This window comes from Pseudoalteromonas sp. US3C1013, assembly GCF_048401115.1.
Classification (GTDB): Bacteria; Pseudomonadota; Gammaproteobacteria; order Enterobacterales; family Alteromonadaceae; genus Pseudoalteromonas; species Pseudoalteromonas undina.
The window spans coordinates 1,583,772-1,600,100 of record NZ_CP183075.1; the positions used below are offsets into that span (position 1 = coordinate 1,583,772).

Genomic DNA, 16,329 nt, shown 5'->3' on the forward strand with positions numbered 1-16,329 from the left:
TCGCTGTGCGACCTTTTAAATACTTTGCAATTTAGATGGTTATCTAAACAACACGTCTTCGCGGTTAAACCACTTAACACAAAATGCCAATAGTGCACCGGCTATCAGTGCTGTAGCTAAAAATATCAATCCCACCAGCGTGTAATCGACTGTTCCTTTAATAATTTCTTTGATCGCTAAGGCGACGTTAGTAACCGGAATAAAGGCTGTTTTAGCGGTCAGTTCCATATTAGGCATAATGGAGATAATAATTGGGAAAAATACCACCATACTTAATGGCGTCATGTAATTTTGCGCTTCTTTAAACGAACGTGCATAGATTGATATAGCCAATGCTAATGCAGAAAAAATAGCTGCAATTGGTAATAATAATACAAAAATCATCAGCAAGTCTGAAATGCCTAATGTACTAAACGCGGCTTTAATAAACTCTAGATCAGCAAATGCCAGTGCTAATGCTATCCAACACCCCATACTAATCACGGTGATAGTAGTTGATGCGATTGAAGTTGTGAGTAGAGTAATAAATTTACCCAATACTAGCTCTGTACGAGTAATGGGGGTAAGTAATAACGTTTCTAAAGTACCACGCTCTTTTTCGCCAGCGCCTAAATCAATTGCTGGGTAAGTTGCCCCCATTAGCACTAGCGGGATAAGTAAATAAGGTAAAAACCCACCTACTTTTTCACCTAAGTTTTCACGTTTGTCTGCAGTATCAACTTTAACCACATTAATTGGCTTTAAAATAGATTCTTGTGCGCTTTTATCGATACCAAAACTCAATAGTTTACTTTCTTGAAGTGTATCGCTGTACTCTTTAGCAAGTTCTTTTACACGCTCAAATAAGAAGTTAATTGATTTTGAATCATTAAATACAACTTGCCATTCACTTTGCTTTTTATCATCTAATGTTTTTACTGCATCGCTTGGTAAGTATATTCCCATGTCGATATCGCCAGCAGTTACCCCTGCTTTTAGCTCCTCAACACTATTAAAAGTTTTATCGCCTTTATATAACTCAAAGCTTTTATGATAAAACACTTTATCAGTAAATTCTGGGGCAAAGTCGCCATTGATAATCGCATAAGTATTCACTTTTTGCTCTGCATCAAGCGCGGCTTGCGAAGAAATAAACGCAACCACAGCAAATAACAACGGAAAAACCACAATCGGAAATACTACCACGAACAACAAGGTTTTTTTATCGCGTAGCAGCTCGGTTAATTCCTTTTTAAAAACTTCAAACATCTTGCTTCTCCGTTAATATGTTCATAAACGCTTGGTTTAATTCTTCGCTGTTACCCGCTTGTTTAAATTGAGCGAGGGTGCCATCAAAACAACTTACACCTTCATTAATAACCGCTACACGGTCACATAAAAGCGCAACTTCATCTAAATGGTGCGTTGAGAAAATAACCGGAGTGCCTTGTGCTTTTAAGCCTTTAATAAAGTTAATCACTGTTTGCGTGGTCATAATATCAAGCCCGGTAGTTGGCTCATCAAGAATAACAACGTCTGGATGATGCACCACAGCACGCGCAATGTTGGCTTTTTGCTTCATACCGGTTGATAAGTTTTCAGCACGTTTATCAATAAATTTATGCATATCGAGTAAGGTAAATAACTCTTCACAGCGTGCCTTGATTGCCTGCTTGCTCATGCCATGTAGCTTTGCAAAATATTCGATATTTTCTTTTACCGTTAAACGGCCATATAAACCAGTAGAACCAGACAAAAACCCGATAGATTTACGCCCAATCAGTGGCTTTTTAATTATATCGTTTCCGGCAATAGTAATACTGCCATCATCCGGTTTTAAAGCGGTTGAAATCATTCTTAAGGTGGTGGTTTTACCCGCGCCATTAGGCCCTAACAGCCCTAATACTTCGCCTTTTGCACAGCTAAAGCTGACATTTTTTACTGAATGAAAAAAGTCTTTATCTTCGCGTGGGTCTACTTCATCTGTTTTATTTTTTTTATGATCTTTAGTGAGCTTAAACTTCTTCTTAAGCGCGGTGACTTCTATCATTTTCGTGTCCTTCGTTTCGGTCTAAAATAGTCCGTGTTGTCGTAAAATGATGAATTGTTATTCTCCTCACACCAACCAGGAACACCTAATAAGGGTAAGGGTGAAAGCTGTTTATTATCGGCTAAACAATCATCATTTTTAATCATCTCATAAAGTTGCTTATCTAGGTACTGATATTGCGTTACTAAATCTTTACAAAATATTTCATCGGGTACATTCACAAATAATGCTTTGCCTGTGAGCCCAATATAAGGTTTGGTCAACATTTCGTAATTAGCGTGGCCAAACATGAATGGCGCTATAGTTTTACCCCACTGCTCTCTATGCGTTATAAATGCTGTTTTCCATTGATGGTCTCTTAAGCATGCTTTCCAATTAGAGTCACTAATAGCTAAAACTACGCCACACTCGTCAAACAGGGTTAATGCGTTACGATGTTTACTGCGTTGTTTTAAACCATGCACAGCTATTTCATCTACATGACGCTGATTGATTAGGGCTTTTGTTTTTGGGAATAAACACCAAATAAAACCACCAAACAGATCATGCCAATTTTGCTGGCGAGTAGGTACTTCCCCAGTTTCAAAAATAACTTGTTCATAATAGCGCTCAGCAAAGTCAACCTTTGCATCATCGATAAAACGAACGGGGAGATTATTTGCGTTTATGGCATTTAAGTACGGGGCAAAATACGCAGGTTCTGGCCAGTCTGTTTGTTGATGAATTTTAAACAGCTGACGTAAGTGAGCAAATGCCCCTGTGTTTAGGCTCGTTACTTGGAATTGTTCTGGGGGAGTAAAACGCTTCATTGTTACCTTTACTGTACATTTTTATCCGTGACAGTTTACCGCAAAAACTGGTTCTAATTAACAGAAGTTCATATACTAGGGCCACTTAGAACAAAAAAAGAGCCAATATGAAACGTTATTTTTCTTTGACCTTAATCACAACAGCGATTCTAGCGGGTTGTGCAACAACAAGTATCACTTCTGACGATGTCGCGAAAGGCTATAACAGCATTCAAGCCGATGAAATTGCTAAGCATGTAAAAGTGTTAGCCTCTGATGAGTTTGGTGGTCGTGCTCCTTCATCTGAAGGTGAAAAGCTTACGCTTGACTACTTAACAAAAGAATTTACTGCATTGGGCTTTGAACCGGGTAACGGTGATAGTTTTTTCCAAGAAGTCCCGCTTGTATCATTAGAAGCAGACTCTGACATGGTGCTTAATATTGGCGGTAAAGACTACCAATACAAAAAAGACATGGTAATGGGTAGTAGCCGTATAAGTGCGCAAGAAGGGATTGAAAATTCAGAGCTGGTATTTGTCGGCTACGGTGTTAACGCACCTGAATATAATTGGAATGATTACGAAGGCCTAGATGTTAAGGGTAAAACCGTCGTGATGCTGGTAAATGATCCTGGTTTTGCAACTAAAGATCCAAACTTATTTACCGGTGATGCCATGACCTATTACGGGCGCTGGACTTATAAATACGAAGAAGCAAGCCGTCAAGGCGCAGCGGGCGCTATTATCATTCATGAAACGGCTCCTGCTTCTTACCCTTGGTCAGTGGTTGAGAACTCGTGGAGTGGCGAGCAGTTTGGTTTTGTAAAAGATAATAACAACATGGATCGTGTTGCTGTTGAAGGTTGGGTTACTGTTGATGTAGCAAAAGAGCTATTTACTAAAGCAGGTCTTGATTTTGATACTGCTAAAGCAGAAGCAGCTAAAGGCGCTTACCATGTAGATATGGGCGATTTAGCTGCCACTGTGAATGTAAAAAATACCATCAAAAAATCGGTATCTTATAACTTTATTGCCACTCTTCCTGGTAGTAAAACGCCAGATGAGCATATTATTTACTCTGCGCATTGGGATCATTTAGGAACGGATAAAAATCGTAAAGGCGATCAAATTTATAATGGTGCCCACGATAATGCGACAGGTACAGCCGGTATGATCGAAGTGGCTGAAGCCTTTACTAAACTAGGTAAACGCCCTGACCGCTCAATGACCTTTTTAGCGGTAACCGCTGAAGAACAAGGCTTGCTTGGCTCAAAATATTACGCCGCTAACCCGGTTATTCCAGCAAATAAAACCGTTGCTAATATTAATATGGATAGCTTAAACCTATTAGGAAAAGTAAAAGATATTAGTGTGGTGGGTATTGGGAAATCGCAAATGGATGAACTATTAGCAACGGCTGCTAAAGAGCAAGGTAGAACAGTATCGGGCGACCCTAAACCATCTTCAGGTGGTTACTACCGCTCAGATCACTTTGCCTTTGCCAATATGGGTGTACCTGCTATGTATGCCGGTGGTGGTTCAGAAGCATTTGACGAAGAAACGGCTAATTATCGCAAGCGTATGAGTTTAGTATTGCGCGGTTGTTACCACCAGCCTTGTGATAGATATCGTGATGAGTGGGATTTATCAGGTGCGGTTCAAGATTTACAACTATTTTATAAAGTAGGTTTTGATATTTCACAGCAAACTCAATGGCCTACTTGGAATGAAAACTCAGAGTTTCAACGTAAATAAACGTTTTCAAGCAATTACCTAAATGATATTGATTATCATTTAATAAAATAGTACAGTGCGATCTAGTTTATTAATTAGGTCGTACTGTATGTTTTTAACAGAACATTTGGGAGTTATTTCGCCAGCTGCAAAACGTGTTTTTCATCAAAATAAACGCCTAATTTTACCCCTGTTAATTTTAGTTTGTTTAGCCCTGCCCAGCTTACGCACTATAACAATCACTGCACTTAGTGATGCTTTTTTTCAAGTCAGTGTGTTTGTTGCTGCGACCCTATTTATTTACTACTACGCGATTGATCATTTACCCCAACTAGAGCTTCGTTATCTAAATGCTAAGTCTCCTGTATTAGAGGTCAGCTTTGCTGCTTTTTTAGGTATGCTGCCAGGGTGTGGTGGTGCAATCATTGTTGTTACCCAATTTACCAAGGGACAAGCAAGCTTTGGGGCTATTGTTGCGGTATTAACGGCTACAATGGGTGATGCCGCATTTTTATTGTTAGCTACCCGCCCTACTGAAGGGTTATCGATAATGGCAATAGGCTTAGTCGTTGGAACGCTAACAGGCTTACTGGTTAATAAACTACATAAAACGGGTTATTTATGCCCTACCAATCAAAAGCAAACACAGCCAGTGACTGTATTGCCAACCAAAATAATAAAATTGAGCAAGCCTATTTGGTTAATGGCTATTATTCCTGGGTTACTGATTGCTTTTATACTGGCGTTTAATATTGATTTAAGCCAATTTGGCAATCATGTAGTAAATGCGGTCAGTTTTTTTGGCGCATTAATGGCATTGTTTGTGGTGTTTATGTGGGCGCTATCATCAAAAGGTGAAAGCTATAAGGAAGTGACCTCAGAAGACGATGTATGCAGCCCGCCTTCAAAAATAACAAAAGTACTGCAAGATACTCATTTTGTAACCGCGTGGGTGGTTGCCTCCTTTATATTATTTGAACTACTGGTGAGCGTGTTTGGTCTTGATTTAAAAACATGGTTTTTAAATTATGCCTATTTAGCACCTTTAATTGCGGTATTAATTGGTTTTTTACCCGGTTGTGGGCCGCAAATCATTGTCACCACGTTATACATTCAAGGTGTGATACCGTTTAGTGCTTTAGCAGCGAACGCCATTTCCAACGATGGCGATGCGCTTTTCCCTGCCATTGCTATGGCACCCAGAGCAGCCATTATTGCTACAATTTACACCGCCATACCGGCATTGATGGTTGGTTATGGACTGTATTTCTTTGTAACTTAATTTTTTACATAAAAAAGCTCAGCAATGGCTGAGCTTAAAATGTTTACAAGTTACCTAATTAAGCTGTGTGTAGTTCAACTTCTTTAGGGTTAGCTCCGTGATCGTTTTCACCTTCTTGCGAGTCTTGCGCTAGGAAGATAATCAAAATGATCCAGCCAATTACTGGCACTAGCCACAGTAATTGCCACCAACCTGAACGATTAGTATCGTGAAGACGGCGAGCACCCGCACTTAGTTGAGGAATCAATAAAGCCAAGCTATATATTGTGCTTACAAACATTGTGTTTGTAATACCATCCATAACACTTGTTAAAAGCGAAAAAATCAAATTAATTAACATAAACATCCAAAATGCTTTGCGGCGATTACGTCCTGAAAAATCTGCGTAGCTACGCAGTGCATTCATATAATGTTCCATAAAATTTCCTTAATGTTATTTTTTATATTCCCTAAAGGGCGTACAGTGTTACCTATTTGGTTACATTTGTATCTTAATTAATAATATAAATTTATTAAAGAAAAAAACCAGCTTTATGCTGGTTTTTTAAATAGTTTTTTAATAAATCATCAAAAAGAATTAGCGCATTGCCATCATCATTTTAGCTGGCTGTTCTAGGTATTCTTTCCATAAATTATTAAAGCGCGCTATAGTGCCGCCATCAATTACACGGTGATCACCTGACCAACTTACTTGCATAATTGCACGTGAAACTACCTGCCCTTGCTGATCAAAGCGTGGAAGGTGCTGTAATTTACCAAGTGCAACAATCGCGACTTCTGGCTTATTTATGATTGGCGTTGCAATAGTGCCGCCAATTGCACCAATGTTAGAAATGCTAATAGTGCCACCTTTTAAATCATCAGGTGCAACTCGCCCTTCGCGAGCAGAATCAGTAAGCTGAGTTAAACTGTTAGCAACCTCTACAATGCTTTTAGTTTGACAAGCTTTAATATTAGGCACTAATAAGCCCACTTTAGAATCTACCGCAACCCCAATATTATGATCGTCATAGTAAGTAATTTCGCTACAATCATCATTTACTTTTGAGTTAAGTACTGGAAATTGACTCATTGCCAACGATAACGCCTTAATAAAAAACGGCATCATAGTTAACTTAACGCCCTGAGCTTTATATTGCTCTTTCAGATCAGTTCGAAGTGCAATTAAATCAGTTAAGTCAATTTCATCACTGTAGGTAAAATGTGGAATAGTAGAAACCGAAGCTACCATTTGTTTTGCCATGGCCGCTTTAATACCTTTAATCGCTTCTGTTCGCGCTCCACCTGCGCTCGTTACATGTTCAGTGCTGCTGAATTTTTTACTCTCAGTAGCCTGTGGTTTATTAAGCTCAGAAGTATCCATACCAGATGGCACTTCATTTTTTATAAATGCTTCAATGTCTTGTTTATAAATACGGCCATTTTTACCACTGCCTGGCACACAGGTTAAGTCAACATCAAGCTCACGCGCTTTGCGTCTAACCGCAGGCGATGCAACTGCTTTTTGGTTAATTACTGCAGTTTGTGGTTGCGTTTGTTTATCGGGCGTATCGGAAGTTGCATTACTTTGTGCTTTAACAACCGCATTATTAACATCAACATCTTCCTTTGCAGCTTGACCTGCTATGGTCATTTGAAATAACGGGCTGTGTACCTTGGCAATTTCACCTTTTTGATAATATAGCTTTTGTACGGTACCGGTATATTTAGCCGGTATTTGTACTAACGCTTTATCGGTCATCACATCACAAACAGCTTGATCTTCTTCAATCTCATCACCTTCTGCCACTAACCACTCAACAATTTCACACTCAACGATACCTTCACCAATATCGGGTAAGATAAAATCTTCTAAATGTTCACGAGTAGATGTTGGTGCAGATGGTGTTTCAGCCTCTTCACTGGGTGCTTCCCCGGCAACATCCATCGCAAATAACGGCGCATGCACTTTAGCAATATCGCCTTTTTTGCAATGCAGCTTAGTGATCACTCCATCGTGTACAGCAGGAATTTGTACTAAGGCTTTGTCTGTCATCACATCACAAATAGGCTGATCTTCTTTTACTGTATCGCCTTCTTGTACCAGCCATTCGACTACTTCGCATTCAACAATGCCTTCACCAATGTCAGGTAATATAAAATCTTTAGCCATGGAAACCTCTAAAAGTTCACTGATTGTTTAATTGCGGCCATTACTTTCAATGCATCTGGAACATATTCTTTTTCTAGCGCCAGCGGATATGGTGTATCTAAACCACATACACGTAAAATAGGCGACTCTAAATGTAAGAAACACTCTTGAGCGATAGTTGCCGCAATTTCAGCGCCAAAACCATTGGTAATAGGCGCTTCATGACTAACAATAAGCCGACCTGTTTTTGTCACTGACTTAGCAATCGTTTCAACATCCCACGGTAGAATACTGCGAAGGTCAATCACCTCACAGCTAATACCTTGCTCACTGGCTTGTTTAGCGGCTGCTTCTACGATTTCCATTTGTGCGCCCCACGCCAATAAAGTAACGTCAGTGCCCTCTTGAACTACCTCAGCTTTACCTAGTTCAATGCTGTAATCTTCTTCTGGCACTTCACCCGTAGATGCACGATATAAACGTTTTGGCTCAAAAAATAGCACTGGATTATCGTCTTTAATACATGCGCGAAGTAAGCCTTTAGCTTGATAAGGATTACGCGGCACGACAATTTTTAACCCTGGCGTATGAGCAAAATATGCTTCTGGCGATTGCGAGTGATACAAACCACCAGCAATACCGCCGCCGTAAGGTGTGCGTATTGTTAGATTACCCACGTTAAATTCATTACCGCTACGGTAGCGAAACTTAGCAGATTCATTCACTATTTGGTCAAACGCAGGAAAGATGTAATCAGCAAATTGAATCTCAGCAAGCGCTGGTGCACCAAATGCGGCCAATCCGTTAGCAAAACCTAAAATGCCTTGCTCTGTAAGCGGCGTGTTGAATACTCGGTGCTTACCGTATTTTTCTTGTAAGCCTGATGTTGCTCTAAAAACACCGCCAAAATAACCAACGTCTTCACCAAAAATACACGCTTGAGGGTGCTCATTCATAGTGATATCTAAAGCAGAATTAATTGCATGTAGCATGTTCATTTTAGCCATTACTTAATTCTCCCTGCTGTTGTTGGGTAGGCATCAGGATGGGCTTTTATATGTGTTTTAAGCTCATCATATTGGCGTTGTAAAGATGGAATTGGTGTATCGTACACATCAGAAATCAGCTCTTCTAAGGCTGGTTTATCAATTACTTCAGCGCGTTTAAGTGCCGCCAAAATATCATCACGAATTGTTTCTTTCGCTTTTATATCTTCTGCGTCATCTAACCAGTTTTGTTTTACTAGCCATTTTCTAAAGCGCTCTATTGGGCACGCTTTATAGTTTGCTTCTTCATCTTTTGAACGGTAGCCACTAGGATCATCTGACGTTGAGTGCGCGCCTAAACGATAAGCTATCGATTCAATAAGTACAGGTTCACCTTGGGTTGCTGCAATTTCTCGGGCTTTTTTAGTTGCTGCATAAACAGCGAGTGCATCGCTGCCATCAACACGTATGGTTTTAATACCATACCCTACGCCACGCGATGCAATACCATCACCTTTAAATTGTTCATCAGCTGGGGTAGAAATAGCATAACCATTGTTACGTGCAAAAAAGATAACCGGTGCCTTGTGCACTGCAGCCATGTTAAGACCTGCGTGGAAATCACCTTCTGAAGCGGCACCTTCACCAAAATAACAAATGGTGACGTTATCAATAGTGCTTGCTAGTTCACCTGTTTTAGCATCGATATGTTTTACTTTTTGACCGTATGCATAACCGGTGGCCTGTGGGATTTGAGTTCCTAATGGCGATGAAATTGTCATGTAGTTAAGTGCTTTAGAACCGTAATGGATCGGCATTTGACGGCCTTTACCAAGATCTAGTTCGTTAGAAAACATCTGATTCATAAATTGGTCAAGCGTAAAACCACGGTAGTGCAACGCCGCTTGCTCACGGTATTGCGCCATAATCATATCATCTTGATCAAGGGCTGCCGCAGAGGCTGTTACCGCCGCTTCTTCACCTAAACACTGCATGTAAAAGCTAACACGGCCTTGGCGTTGAGCACCCTGCATACGTTCATCCAATAAACGAATAAAACGCATGGTTTCGTATAATTTAATAGCGGTGTGTTTAGAAATGTCAGGTGCAGGAGCACTAGGATGAATGTCGCCGTCCTCAGTTAAAATACTAAGGGTTGGAATATTAAGCGCGTGACCGTCGATAAACTCAAGCTCATGGTTAATATTCAGCGATACGTTATTGGGATTACTCATAACCTACCTTCTCTTGTTGTCGGTATCACAGTGCCCCTTTAAATTATTATTATGGGTGATTGTTGCTGAATAAACTTTGCAACATCTGCACTGTATTTAATTAAAGCTGCCAACACTTTACGTTAACGTAAAGTGTTATTCAACAAAACTGTGACCAAACAAAAGTAAATATTGAGCAAAAAACTGGCAAGTTAACTATACATATAATTAACCACTTATTAATCAGCTGGTTAAACTTTCATAACAAGTGGTCTGATGTGTTGAATTAGCTAAAACGACTATCCACCTGCATAGGCACAACCGTTAATAGTGCACGTTGTCCAATAGCAACTTGTGCGTTAGGAAAAATAATCGCTTCCCCTTCTACGTCCACATAAATTGCATTATCACCATCAGTTGCTAAAAGCTCACCCTTTGCAAAGCCTGTAAAGTTCTCGGCATCATCAGAAAACGGGAAGCTAAAGTTTTGCTCTGTGCGGTTAATTGTGCGATGAACAGAAAACAACTCAAAGTCACTTGCATTAAATTTAGGGTATTCCACTTCTTTTTGACTAATTAATGCAGTTAATGTTTGCTTAGTTTTTGCAAAGCGCGACATGTCGTTTTCACCAAAGGGTTTTACTTGTCCAAGCTCAACGGTAAACGAATCAGCCCCATGCACAAACGATGAATAGTAGCTAAACGTGGTAGCGGGTGATTTCATCATTAATACCGTATTAACTCCGCAACTCAATAAAAACTGCAGTTGCGACTTTTTCCAAGGCTTGCCATGTAAAAATGGGTAAACAGCAAACTTCTCATTTTTAGAACCACGAATAGCGGTATGTAAATCATAATGACAGCGATACGTGTCCTGCTCTGAGCGTGCATAAAAATCGCTAACGTACTGTTCAAGTTTTGCAGCACGAATACGTTCGTCGTTCATCGCGATGCCATCAACAGTGTGGTGCCCATTAAATAAGCGATTTAAGTTCTCTTCTACAAAGCGTTTACCAATATTAATTGACTGAGGGTTACCAAAAATAAATAAAACCCGTTGTTGTAATTCAAGTTTTCCACTAATAATGTGTTTAATCAGTTCATCGCAAATTTCTATAGGGGCTGTCTCATTGCCATGAATTGCACTGGATAGCACCACATTCTTTGACGTTATACAATCAGGCTCAAATTCAATTACACCGGTATCATGCACGGTTACTTGCGTATTATTATTAAGAGTAAATTGGCCTGCATCCAAATGCCATTCATGGTTTCGAGAAAGCGTTAAAAAATCACCATCATGTTTTAATTGATTAATATATTCTGAAGTGGCTGACATCACTATAAAAGCCCTTTTTGTTTTATAAATTGTAGATACAAAAACGGCTGAATAAATCAGCCGTTTTTAATTTTAATTGCAGATTAGCTAATTACTGAATCAACCAGTTTTTTAGCTTCTTTTTCTAATAAGGCTAAATGCTCTTCGCCTTTAAATGATTCTAGATATATTTTATATATATCTTCAGTACCTGACGGACGAGCAGCAAACCAGCCACTTTCAGTTACTACTTTTAATCCACCAATTGCTGCATTATTACCTGGCGCATGAGTAAGCTTTTGCATAATTGGCTCACCGGCTAAGGTATCGGCTTTAACATCGTCAGCACTGAGCGCTTTTAAACGTGATTTTTGCTCAGGCGTCGCTGGCGCATCTAAACGTTTATAAATTGGTGCACCAAATTCTTGCTCTAGTTCTTTATATAACGTAGACGGTGTTTTACCTGTAACTGCAAGAATTTCAGCAGCAAGTAGCCCCATGATAAAGCCATCTTTGTCTGTACACCATACGGTGCCATCAAAACGTAAGAAGGCTGCCCCAGCGCTTTCTTCACCACCAAAAGCCAACTTGCCTTTATTTAACCCCTCAACAAACCATTTAAAACCAACAGGTACTTCTTTTACTTTACGCTTATTACGCTCAGTGACTTTATCAATCATTGAGCTAGAAACGAGGGTTTTACCAATTTCAACGCTGGCATCCCAGTCACGATGCGTTAGTAAGTAATCAATGGCTACTGCTAAAAAGTGATTTGGATTCATTAATCCATCAGGTGTTACTATGCCATGACGGTCATAATCAGGGTCATTGCCTATCGATAGATCAAAATCATCTTTAAGGGCAATTAAATTCGCCATTGAATAAGGTGATGAGCAATCCATACGAATTTTGCCATCTTTATCAAGTGGCATAAATGCAAAACGCGGATCAACACTGTCATTTACAACGGTTAAATCTAGATTGTATTTTTTCGCAATCACTGGCCAAAAGTTGATGCCTGAACCACCTAATGGATCAATACCTACTTTAATACCAGCATCACTAATCGCTTTTAAGTTAACAATGTTTTCAAGATCATTAATGTACGGTGTCATTAAATCTTCATAGCGGATAAAACCAGAACGCGACGCTTTAGCAAATGGAAACAGTTCTACTTCAACTAAGTCTTCCATTAAAAGCTGATTGGCTCTATCTTCAATCCATTTTGTTACATCTGTATCTGCAGGGCCGCCATTAGGTGGGTTATATTTGAACCCGCCATCTTCAGGAGGATTATGAGACGGAGTAACAACAATACCATCGGCTAATTCATTTGGGTGATTTTTATTATAACTAACAATAGCGTGGCTAATTACCGGCGTTGGTGTGAAGTCGCCATTTTCTTGGGTGATCACTTGCACTTCGTTAGCAACCAGCACTTCTATCGCTGAGTTAAAGGCGGCTTCGCTTAATGCGTGGGTGTCTTTACCCAAAAATAATGGGCCAAATATATCGTTTTGTTTTCTGTAATCACAAATAGCTTGGGTGATTGATAATATGTGGGATTCATTAAATTTCACATCATACGCACAACCACGGTGCCCTGAGGTGCCAAAGGCAACACAATGCTCAGGGTTTTGCTCTAGATCAGGCTCATTTAAATAATACGCAGACACTAACTTTGGTACATTCACTAAAACCGATTGTGGTGCAGTTTTCCCTGCGCCGGAATGAATTGCCATGGTATTTCCTTAAAGATAATCACGAATTTTTTCAGCTTGCTCATTGCTATAGCCCAAGCTAAGTGCAACTTCATGCAGCATCATTTTTTTACGTGTAGTATTTGAATTAGTCATCACCCAATATTCACTATCGGTGATGTTTTTAGGGTTCATACTACTACCGCTATTCACTAAGTCTTCTTTACTGGTCGCAAAATAAACACGATCGCGGCCTTTGATATCAAGCACTGCTGAAAAGTCAGTTTTGTGCGTTCGGTAAAATGCACTTAATATAAATAAGAAACGACCAACAACACCTTTTTGCATTGCCAGCTCTTCTTTATTTAAAATATTAAATACGTTCGCATTCTTTTTATTTACCGGCGGTTTCGCCACAGAGGCTGGCTGTTCAACGGCAGCAACTTGTTGCTCTTCAGATGGATTAGACACACTAACAGTTTCATTTTTATGATCAGTGTCTGATTTTGTAGTGTGAATTTTTTCGCCGCTGAGATTTAATAAACGACGTAAAATAGTCGATGCACTTTCACCAATACTCTGGGTATTGCTAGCAATGTACTGATATAACTCGTCGTCTATGTCGATTTGTTTCATGTTCTTCCTGTCATTACGGGTCACATTTTTCTTTCGATATGATTATACCCAAATCACCTCAAGATGCGAGTTTCAGTTGGAATTAAAAGCGATTTAGGCAAGGCATTGATTGCAAACAATAGTCATTCTATTGCTAAAACCAATAACGCAGTATAAATCGCTTTTAAACCAACCCTCTGGGCGTTTAACAGGAACTTACTCTCATCGTTGTTAATTTTTAAAAGGGATTGCCATTGTTGCAAACTAACGCCTTGATATTAAGCCCCGGTGAAACGCTGAATTCTGTATCTTGTGATGGTTTGGGTATATACCCAATCCAGTTAGAAATGCGAGTTACAACCCACGCTACCCTAAACATATAATTAATAATGACCAAATAATCAGAGAGCTAGGTATTTTGCATCCAGCGTTTAAATAATATCTGTATTTTTTGCTTTTTTAGTTAATGCTCGGCAAACTATGCGCAAAATTATGGGAGACGTTTATGCAATTAAATTACAAACAAATTGGTCAAGGTCCTGATGTTGTTTTGATCCATGGACTGTTTGGCTCATTAGAAAACCTTAATGTGATTGCAAAACCATTAAGTGAACACTTTTGCGTAACCAATGTCGATTTACGTAACCACGGCCTTTCCCCACACAGTGATGAAATGGATTACCTAGCCATGGCCAATGACATTGTGGAATTAATGGCGAAATTGAAAATACAAAAAGCCCACCTTGTAGGGCATTCCATGGGCGGTAAAGTGGCAATGCAAGTTGCATTAACCCATAGCGAATTGGTCAATAAATTAGTGGTACTTGATATCGCCCCAGTTAGCTACCCGGCTCGTCATACCCAAATCATTGAGGCATTAAATGCAGTAAAAAATGCCGATATTAGTGATAGAAAGCAAGCTGATTTAGTAATGCAACCGTATATAGAAGAGTTAGGAGTACGTCAGTTTTTATTGAAGAGTTTATATAAAAATGATGCAGGGAAATTTGTATGGCGATTCAATTTGTCAGTGCTTGATAATAAATATTCAACAATTACCGACAACATTAATGCAAATAATTCTTGTTTATGCGAAACTCTGTTTATTAAAGGTAATGACTCTGACTACATATTAGCTGAGCACCGTGAAGCAATTAATTCGCTGTTTAAAAATGTAAGTGCAAAAATCATCCATGGTGCGGGTCATTGGTTGCATGCCCAAAAACCACAGGCTGTAAACAAAGCAATCAATGATTTTTTAACTGCAGTTTAATGTTATTTTTGTGGCGTGTTTTTGATTTATCACACTAAATAATTAAAGATTTATGTGCTATAGTACGCGCCGTTTAATTTAAAGGTTATACGTCGATGGTCAGTCAGTTTATTAACGAATTTGATACCTTAGGGTTGTATTTTGGCTTAGCAGGTATTTTTATTTTTATCGGCTTGGCAATTAAAGACGTACTGAAAAGCGGCAATGTGCCTAAATTTGGTCGTTATATTGTGTGGCTGGTACTTTTTTTAGGTTGCTCTGGCTTTATTGCCAAAGGACTTATTCAGGTATTTTGGCAAGGTGCGGGTGTAGGTTAAGCATGGCCAAGTCAGAAACAGATAGAACAACGCTTGATTTATTTGAATACGAGAAACGTCCAGGTAGGCCGAAAACCAATCCCCTTCCACGGGATATGCAGTTAAAGGTCAATAAACGTAATCAAATAAAAAGAGATAAAGCACGTGGCTTAAAGCGTGTTGAATTTAAAGTTTCGTCACAGCTGTATCAGGCTTTGAGTGATATGGCAGATGCACAAAATATTAGCCGTAGTGCGTTGATCGAAACAATTTTACAAGAAAGATTGGCTATTGATAGATAAAAGGTTTAAATCCATGGCAAGTGTAGGCATTTTTTTCGGAAGTGATACAGGTAACACAGAACACGTAGCAAAAATGATCCAAAAAGAATTGGGTAAAAAGCTCGTTGCTGTGCATGACATTGCAAAAAGCTCTAAAGAAGAGATAGCTGAATTTGATCTGATCTTATTCGGCATTCCAACTTGGTACTATGGCGAAGCGCAGTGTGATTGGGATGACTTTTTTCCTGAGCTTGAAGAAGTAAGCTTTGAAGGTAAGCTAGTGGCTATTTTTGGCTGTGGCGACCAAGAAGACTATGCAGAATACTTCTTAGACGCTATGGGTATGATCAACGATATCGTAACAGAGCGTGGTGCTATTGTTGTTGGTCATTGGCCAACAGACAGCTATGATTTTGAAGCATCAAAAGGTATGGCGGATGACAAGCACTTTGTAGGCTTAGGTATTGATGAAGACCGTCAGCCGGAACTAACCGAGCAGCGCGTTAAACAATGGTGTGCTCAGGTATATGATGAAATGTGCTTAAGTGAGTTAGCAGATTAACCCTCCCTTTTTATGCTAACTGTTTAAAATATTATCAAACAGTTAGCATTTTCCGCGTTAATATTGATATAGATCAATTGTTCTTTGCACTTCCTGCAAAGGCACGTTATCCTAACTGTTA

At 39.4% G+C, this 16,329-nt stretch carries 16 protein-coding genes; 6 read left to right on the forward strand and 10 right to left on the reverse strand.

Annotation, left to right across the window (positions count from 1 at the left end):
- Positions 1–39: 39 nt before the first annotated feature.
- The 3 genes from ACNSN2_RS07375 to ACNSN2_RS07385 are packed head-to-tail and all read right to left on the reverse strand — an operon-like array spanning position 40 to position 2,838.
- Complete coding sequence (locus tag ACNSN2_RS07375) at positions 40–1,248, reverse strand: ABC transporter permease (RefSeq protein WP_055012100.1); 1,209 nt, start codon at positions 1,246–1,248, stop codon at positions 40–42.
- Complete coding sequence (locus tag ACNSN2_RS07380) at positions 1,241–2,029, reverse strand: ATP-binding cassette domain-containing protein (protein WP_418608968.1); 789 nt, start codon at positions 2,027–2,029, stop codon at positions 1,241–1,243. The genes ACNSN2_RS07375 and ACNSN2_RS07380 overlap by 8 nt, the downstream gene beginning before the upstream one ends.
- Positions 2,026–2,838, reverse strand: coding sequence for a DUF3025 domain-containing protein (locus ACNSN2_RS07385; protein ID WP_138569692.1), 813 nt, complete (start codon positions 2,836–2,838; stop codon positions 2,026–2,028). The genes ACNSN2_RS07380 and ACNSN2_RS07385 overlap by 4 nt, the downstream gene beginning before the upstream one ends.
- Before the next feature lie 107 nt (positions 2,839–2,945).
- Between ACNSN2_RS07385 and ACNSN2_RS07390 the strand changes: the two genes are divergently transcribed.
- Together ACNSN2_RS07390 and ACNSN2_RS07395 are read left to right on the forward strand one after the other, a co-directional pair.
- On the forward strand, positions 2,946–4,571 hold the full coding sequence (locus ACNSN2_RS07390; protein WP_008113796.1) for a M28 family metallopeptidase: 1,626 nt from the start codon (positions 2,946–2,948) through the stop codon (positions 4,569–4,571).
- Between the two features lie 88 nt (positions 4,572–4,659).
- Entirely contained in the window at positions 4,660–5,832 is a 1,173-nt protein-coding gene (locus ACNSN2_RS07395; RefSeq protein WP_418608970.1) for a putative manganese transporter, read from the forward strand.
- A 58-nt stretch (positions 5,833–5,890) separates the two neighbouring features.
- On the opposite strand, the gene ACNSN2_RS07400 is transcribed toward ACNSN2_RS07395, so the two are convergent.
- From ACNSN2_RS07400 to seqA, 7 genes are all read right to left on the reverse strand, one after another.
- On the reverse strand, positions 5,891–6,250 hold the full coding sequence (locus ACNSN2_RS07400) for a DUF805 domain-containing protein (protein ID WP_418608972.1): 360 nt from the start codon (positions 6,248–6,250) through the stop codon (positions 5,891–5,893).
- Positions 6,251–6,409: 159 nt separating this feature from the next.
- Positions 6,410–7,984: a dihydrolipoyllysine-residue acetyltransferase gene (locus ACNSN2_RS07405; protein ID WP_418608974.1), complete on the reverse strand. Its 1,575-nt coding sequence runs from the start codon at positions 7,982–7,984 to the stop codon at positions 6,410–6,412.
- Between the two features lie 8 nt (positions 7,985–7,992).
- Complete coding sequence (locus tag ACNSN2_RS07410; RefSeq protein WP_010390106.1) at positions 7,993–8,970, reverse strand: alpha-ketoacid dehydrogenase subunit beta; 978 nt, start codon at positions 8,968–8,970, stop codon at positions 7,993–7,995.
- Positions 8,970–10,184, reverse strand: coding sequence for a thiamine pyrophosphate-dependent dehydrogenase E1 component subunit alpha (locus ACNSN2_RS07415; protein ID WP_418608976.1), 1,215 nt, complete (start codon positions 10,182–10,184; stop codon positions 8,970–8,972). The genes ACNSN2_RS07410 and ACNSN2_RS07415 overlap by 1 nt, the downstream gene beginning before the upstream one ends.
- 265 nt (positions 10,185–10,449) lie before the next feature.
- Entirely contained in the window at positions 10,450–11,502 is a 1,053-nt protein-coding gene (gene astE / locus ACNSN2_RS07420; RefSeq protein WP_418608978.1) for a succinylglutamate desuccinylase, read from the reverse strand.
- A gap of 83 nt (positions 11,503–11,585) precedes the next feature.
- Positions 11,586–13,223: a phosphoglucomutase (alpha-D-glucose-1,6-bisphosphate-dependent) gene (gene pgm, locus ACNSN2_RS07425; RefSeq protein ID WP_109874605.1), complete on the reverse strand. Its 1,638-nt coding sequence runs from the start codon at positions 13,221–13,223 to the stop codon at positions 11,586–11,588.
- A 9-nt stretch (positions 13,224–13,232) separates the two neighbouring features.
- Entirely contained in the window at positions 13,233–13,817 is a 585-nt protein-coding gene (gene seqA, locus ACNSN2_RS07430; protein ID WP_010390110.1) for a replication initiation negative regulator SeqA, read from the reverse strand.
- 484 nt (positions 13,818–14,301) lie between these two features.
- Here seqA and ACNSN2_RS07435 point away from each other — a divergent pair, with 484 nt between their 5' ends.
- From ACNSN2_RS07435 to fldA, 4 genes are all read left to right on the forward strand, one after another.
- The gene (locus ACNSN2_RS07435; RefSeq protein WP_010390111.1) at positions 14,302–15,069 is read left to right on the forward strand and encodes an alpha/beta fold hydrolase; all 768 of its coding nucleotides are present in this window, start codon (positions 14,302–14,304) and stop codon (positions 15,067–15,069) included.
- 95 nt (positions 15,070–15,164) lie between these two features.
- Complete coding sequence (locus tag ACNSN2_RS07440) at positions 15,165–15,386, forward strand: DUF2788 domain-containing protein (protein WP_008113777.1); 222 nt, start codon at positions 15,165–15,167, stop codon at positions 15,384–15,386.
- A gap of 2 nt (positions 15,387–15,388) precedes the next feature.
- Positions 15,389–15,667 (forward strand): LexA regulated protein, encoded by a 279-nt coding sequence (gene ybfE, locus ACNSN2_RS07445; RefSeq protein ID WP_008113775.1) that lies wholly within the window; start codon positions 15,389–15,391, stop codon positions 15,665–15,667.
- A 13-nt stretch (positions 15,668–15,680) separates the two neighbouring features.
- Positions 15,681–16,208: a flavodoxin FldA gene (fldA, locus tag ACNSN2_RS07450; RefSeq protein WP_008113772.1), complete on the forward strand. Its 528-nt coding sequence runs from the start codon at positions 15,681–15,683 to the stop codon at positions 16,206–16,208.
- Positions 16,209–16,329 lie beyond the last annotated feature (121 nt).

Bases quoted from the DNA above. Each gene is read 5' to 3' on its own strand.
- ACNSN2_RS07375 (WP_055012100.1), bottom strand. From the start codon at position 1,248: ATGTTTGAAGTTTTTAAAAAGGAATTAACCGAGCTGCTACGCGATAAA.
- ACNSN2_RS07380 (WP_418608968.1), bottom strand. From the start codon at position 2,029: ATGATAGAAGTCACCGCGCTTAAGAAGAAGTTTAAGCTCACTAAAGAT.
- ACNSN2_RS07385 (WP_138569692.1), bottom strand. From the start codon at position 2,838: ATGAAGCGTTTTACTCCCCCAGAACAATTCCAAGTAACGAGCCTAAAC.
- ACNSN2_RS07390 (WP_008113796.1), top strand. From the start codon at position 2,946: ATGAAACGTTATTTTTCTTTGACCTTAATCACAACAGCGATTCTAGCG.
- ACNSN2_RS07395 (WP_418608970.1), top strand. From the start codon at position 4,660: ATGTTTTTAACAGAACATTTGGGAGTTATTTCGCCAGCTGCAAAACGT.
- ACNSN2_RS07400 (WP_418608972.1), bottom strand. From the start codon at position 6,250: ATGGAACATTATATGAATGCACTGCGTAGCTACGCAGATTTTTCAGGA.
- ACNSN2_RS07405 (WP_418608974.1), bottom strand. From the start codon at position 7,984: ATGGCTAAAGATTTTATATTACCTGACATTGGTGAAGGCATTGTTGAA.
- ACNSN2_RS07410 (WP_010390106.1), bottom strand. From the start codon at position 8,970: ATGGCTAAAATGAACATGCTACATGCAATTAATTCTGCTTTAGATATC.
- ACNSN2_RS07415 (WP_418608976.1), bottom strand. From the start codon at position 10,184: ATGAGTAATCCCAATAACGTATCGCTGAATATTAACCATGAGCTTGAG.
- astE (WP_418608978.1), bottom strand. From the start codon at position 11,502: ATGTCAGCCACTTCAGAATATATTAATCAATTAAAACATGATGGTGAT.
- pgm (WP_109874605.1), bottom strand. From the start codon at position 13,223: ATGGCAATTCATTCCGGCGCAGGGAAAACTGCACCACAATCGGTTTTA.
- seqA (WP_010390110.1), bottom strand. From the start codon at position 13,817: ATGAAACAAATCGACATAGACGACGAGTTATATCAGTACATTGCTAGC.
- ACNSN2_RS07435 (WP_010390111.1), top strand. From the start codon at position 14,302: ATGCAATTAAATTACAAACAAATTGGTCAAGGTCCTGATGTTGTTTTG.
- ACNSN2_RS07440 (WP_008113777.1), top strand. From the start codon at position 15,165: ATGGTCAGTCAGTTTATTAACGAATTTGATACCTTAGGGTTGTATTTT.
- ybfE (WP_008113775.1), top strand. From the start codon at position 15,389: ATGGCCAAGTCAGAAACAGATAGAACAACGCTTGATTTATTTGAATAC.
- fldA (WP_008113772.1), top strand. From the start codon at position 15,681: ATGGCAAGTGTAGGCATTTTTTTCGGAAGTGATACAGGTAACACAGAA.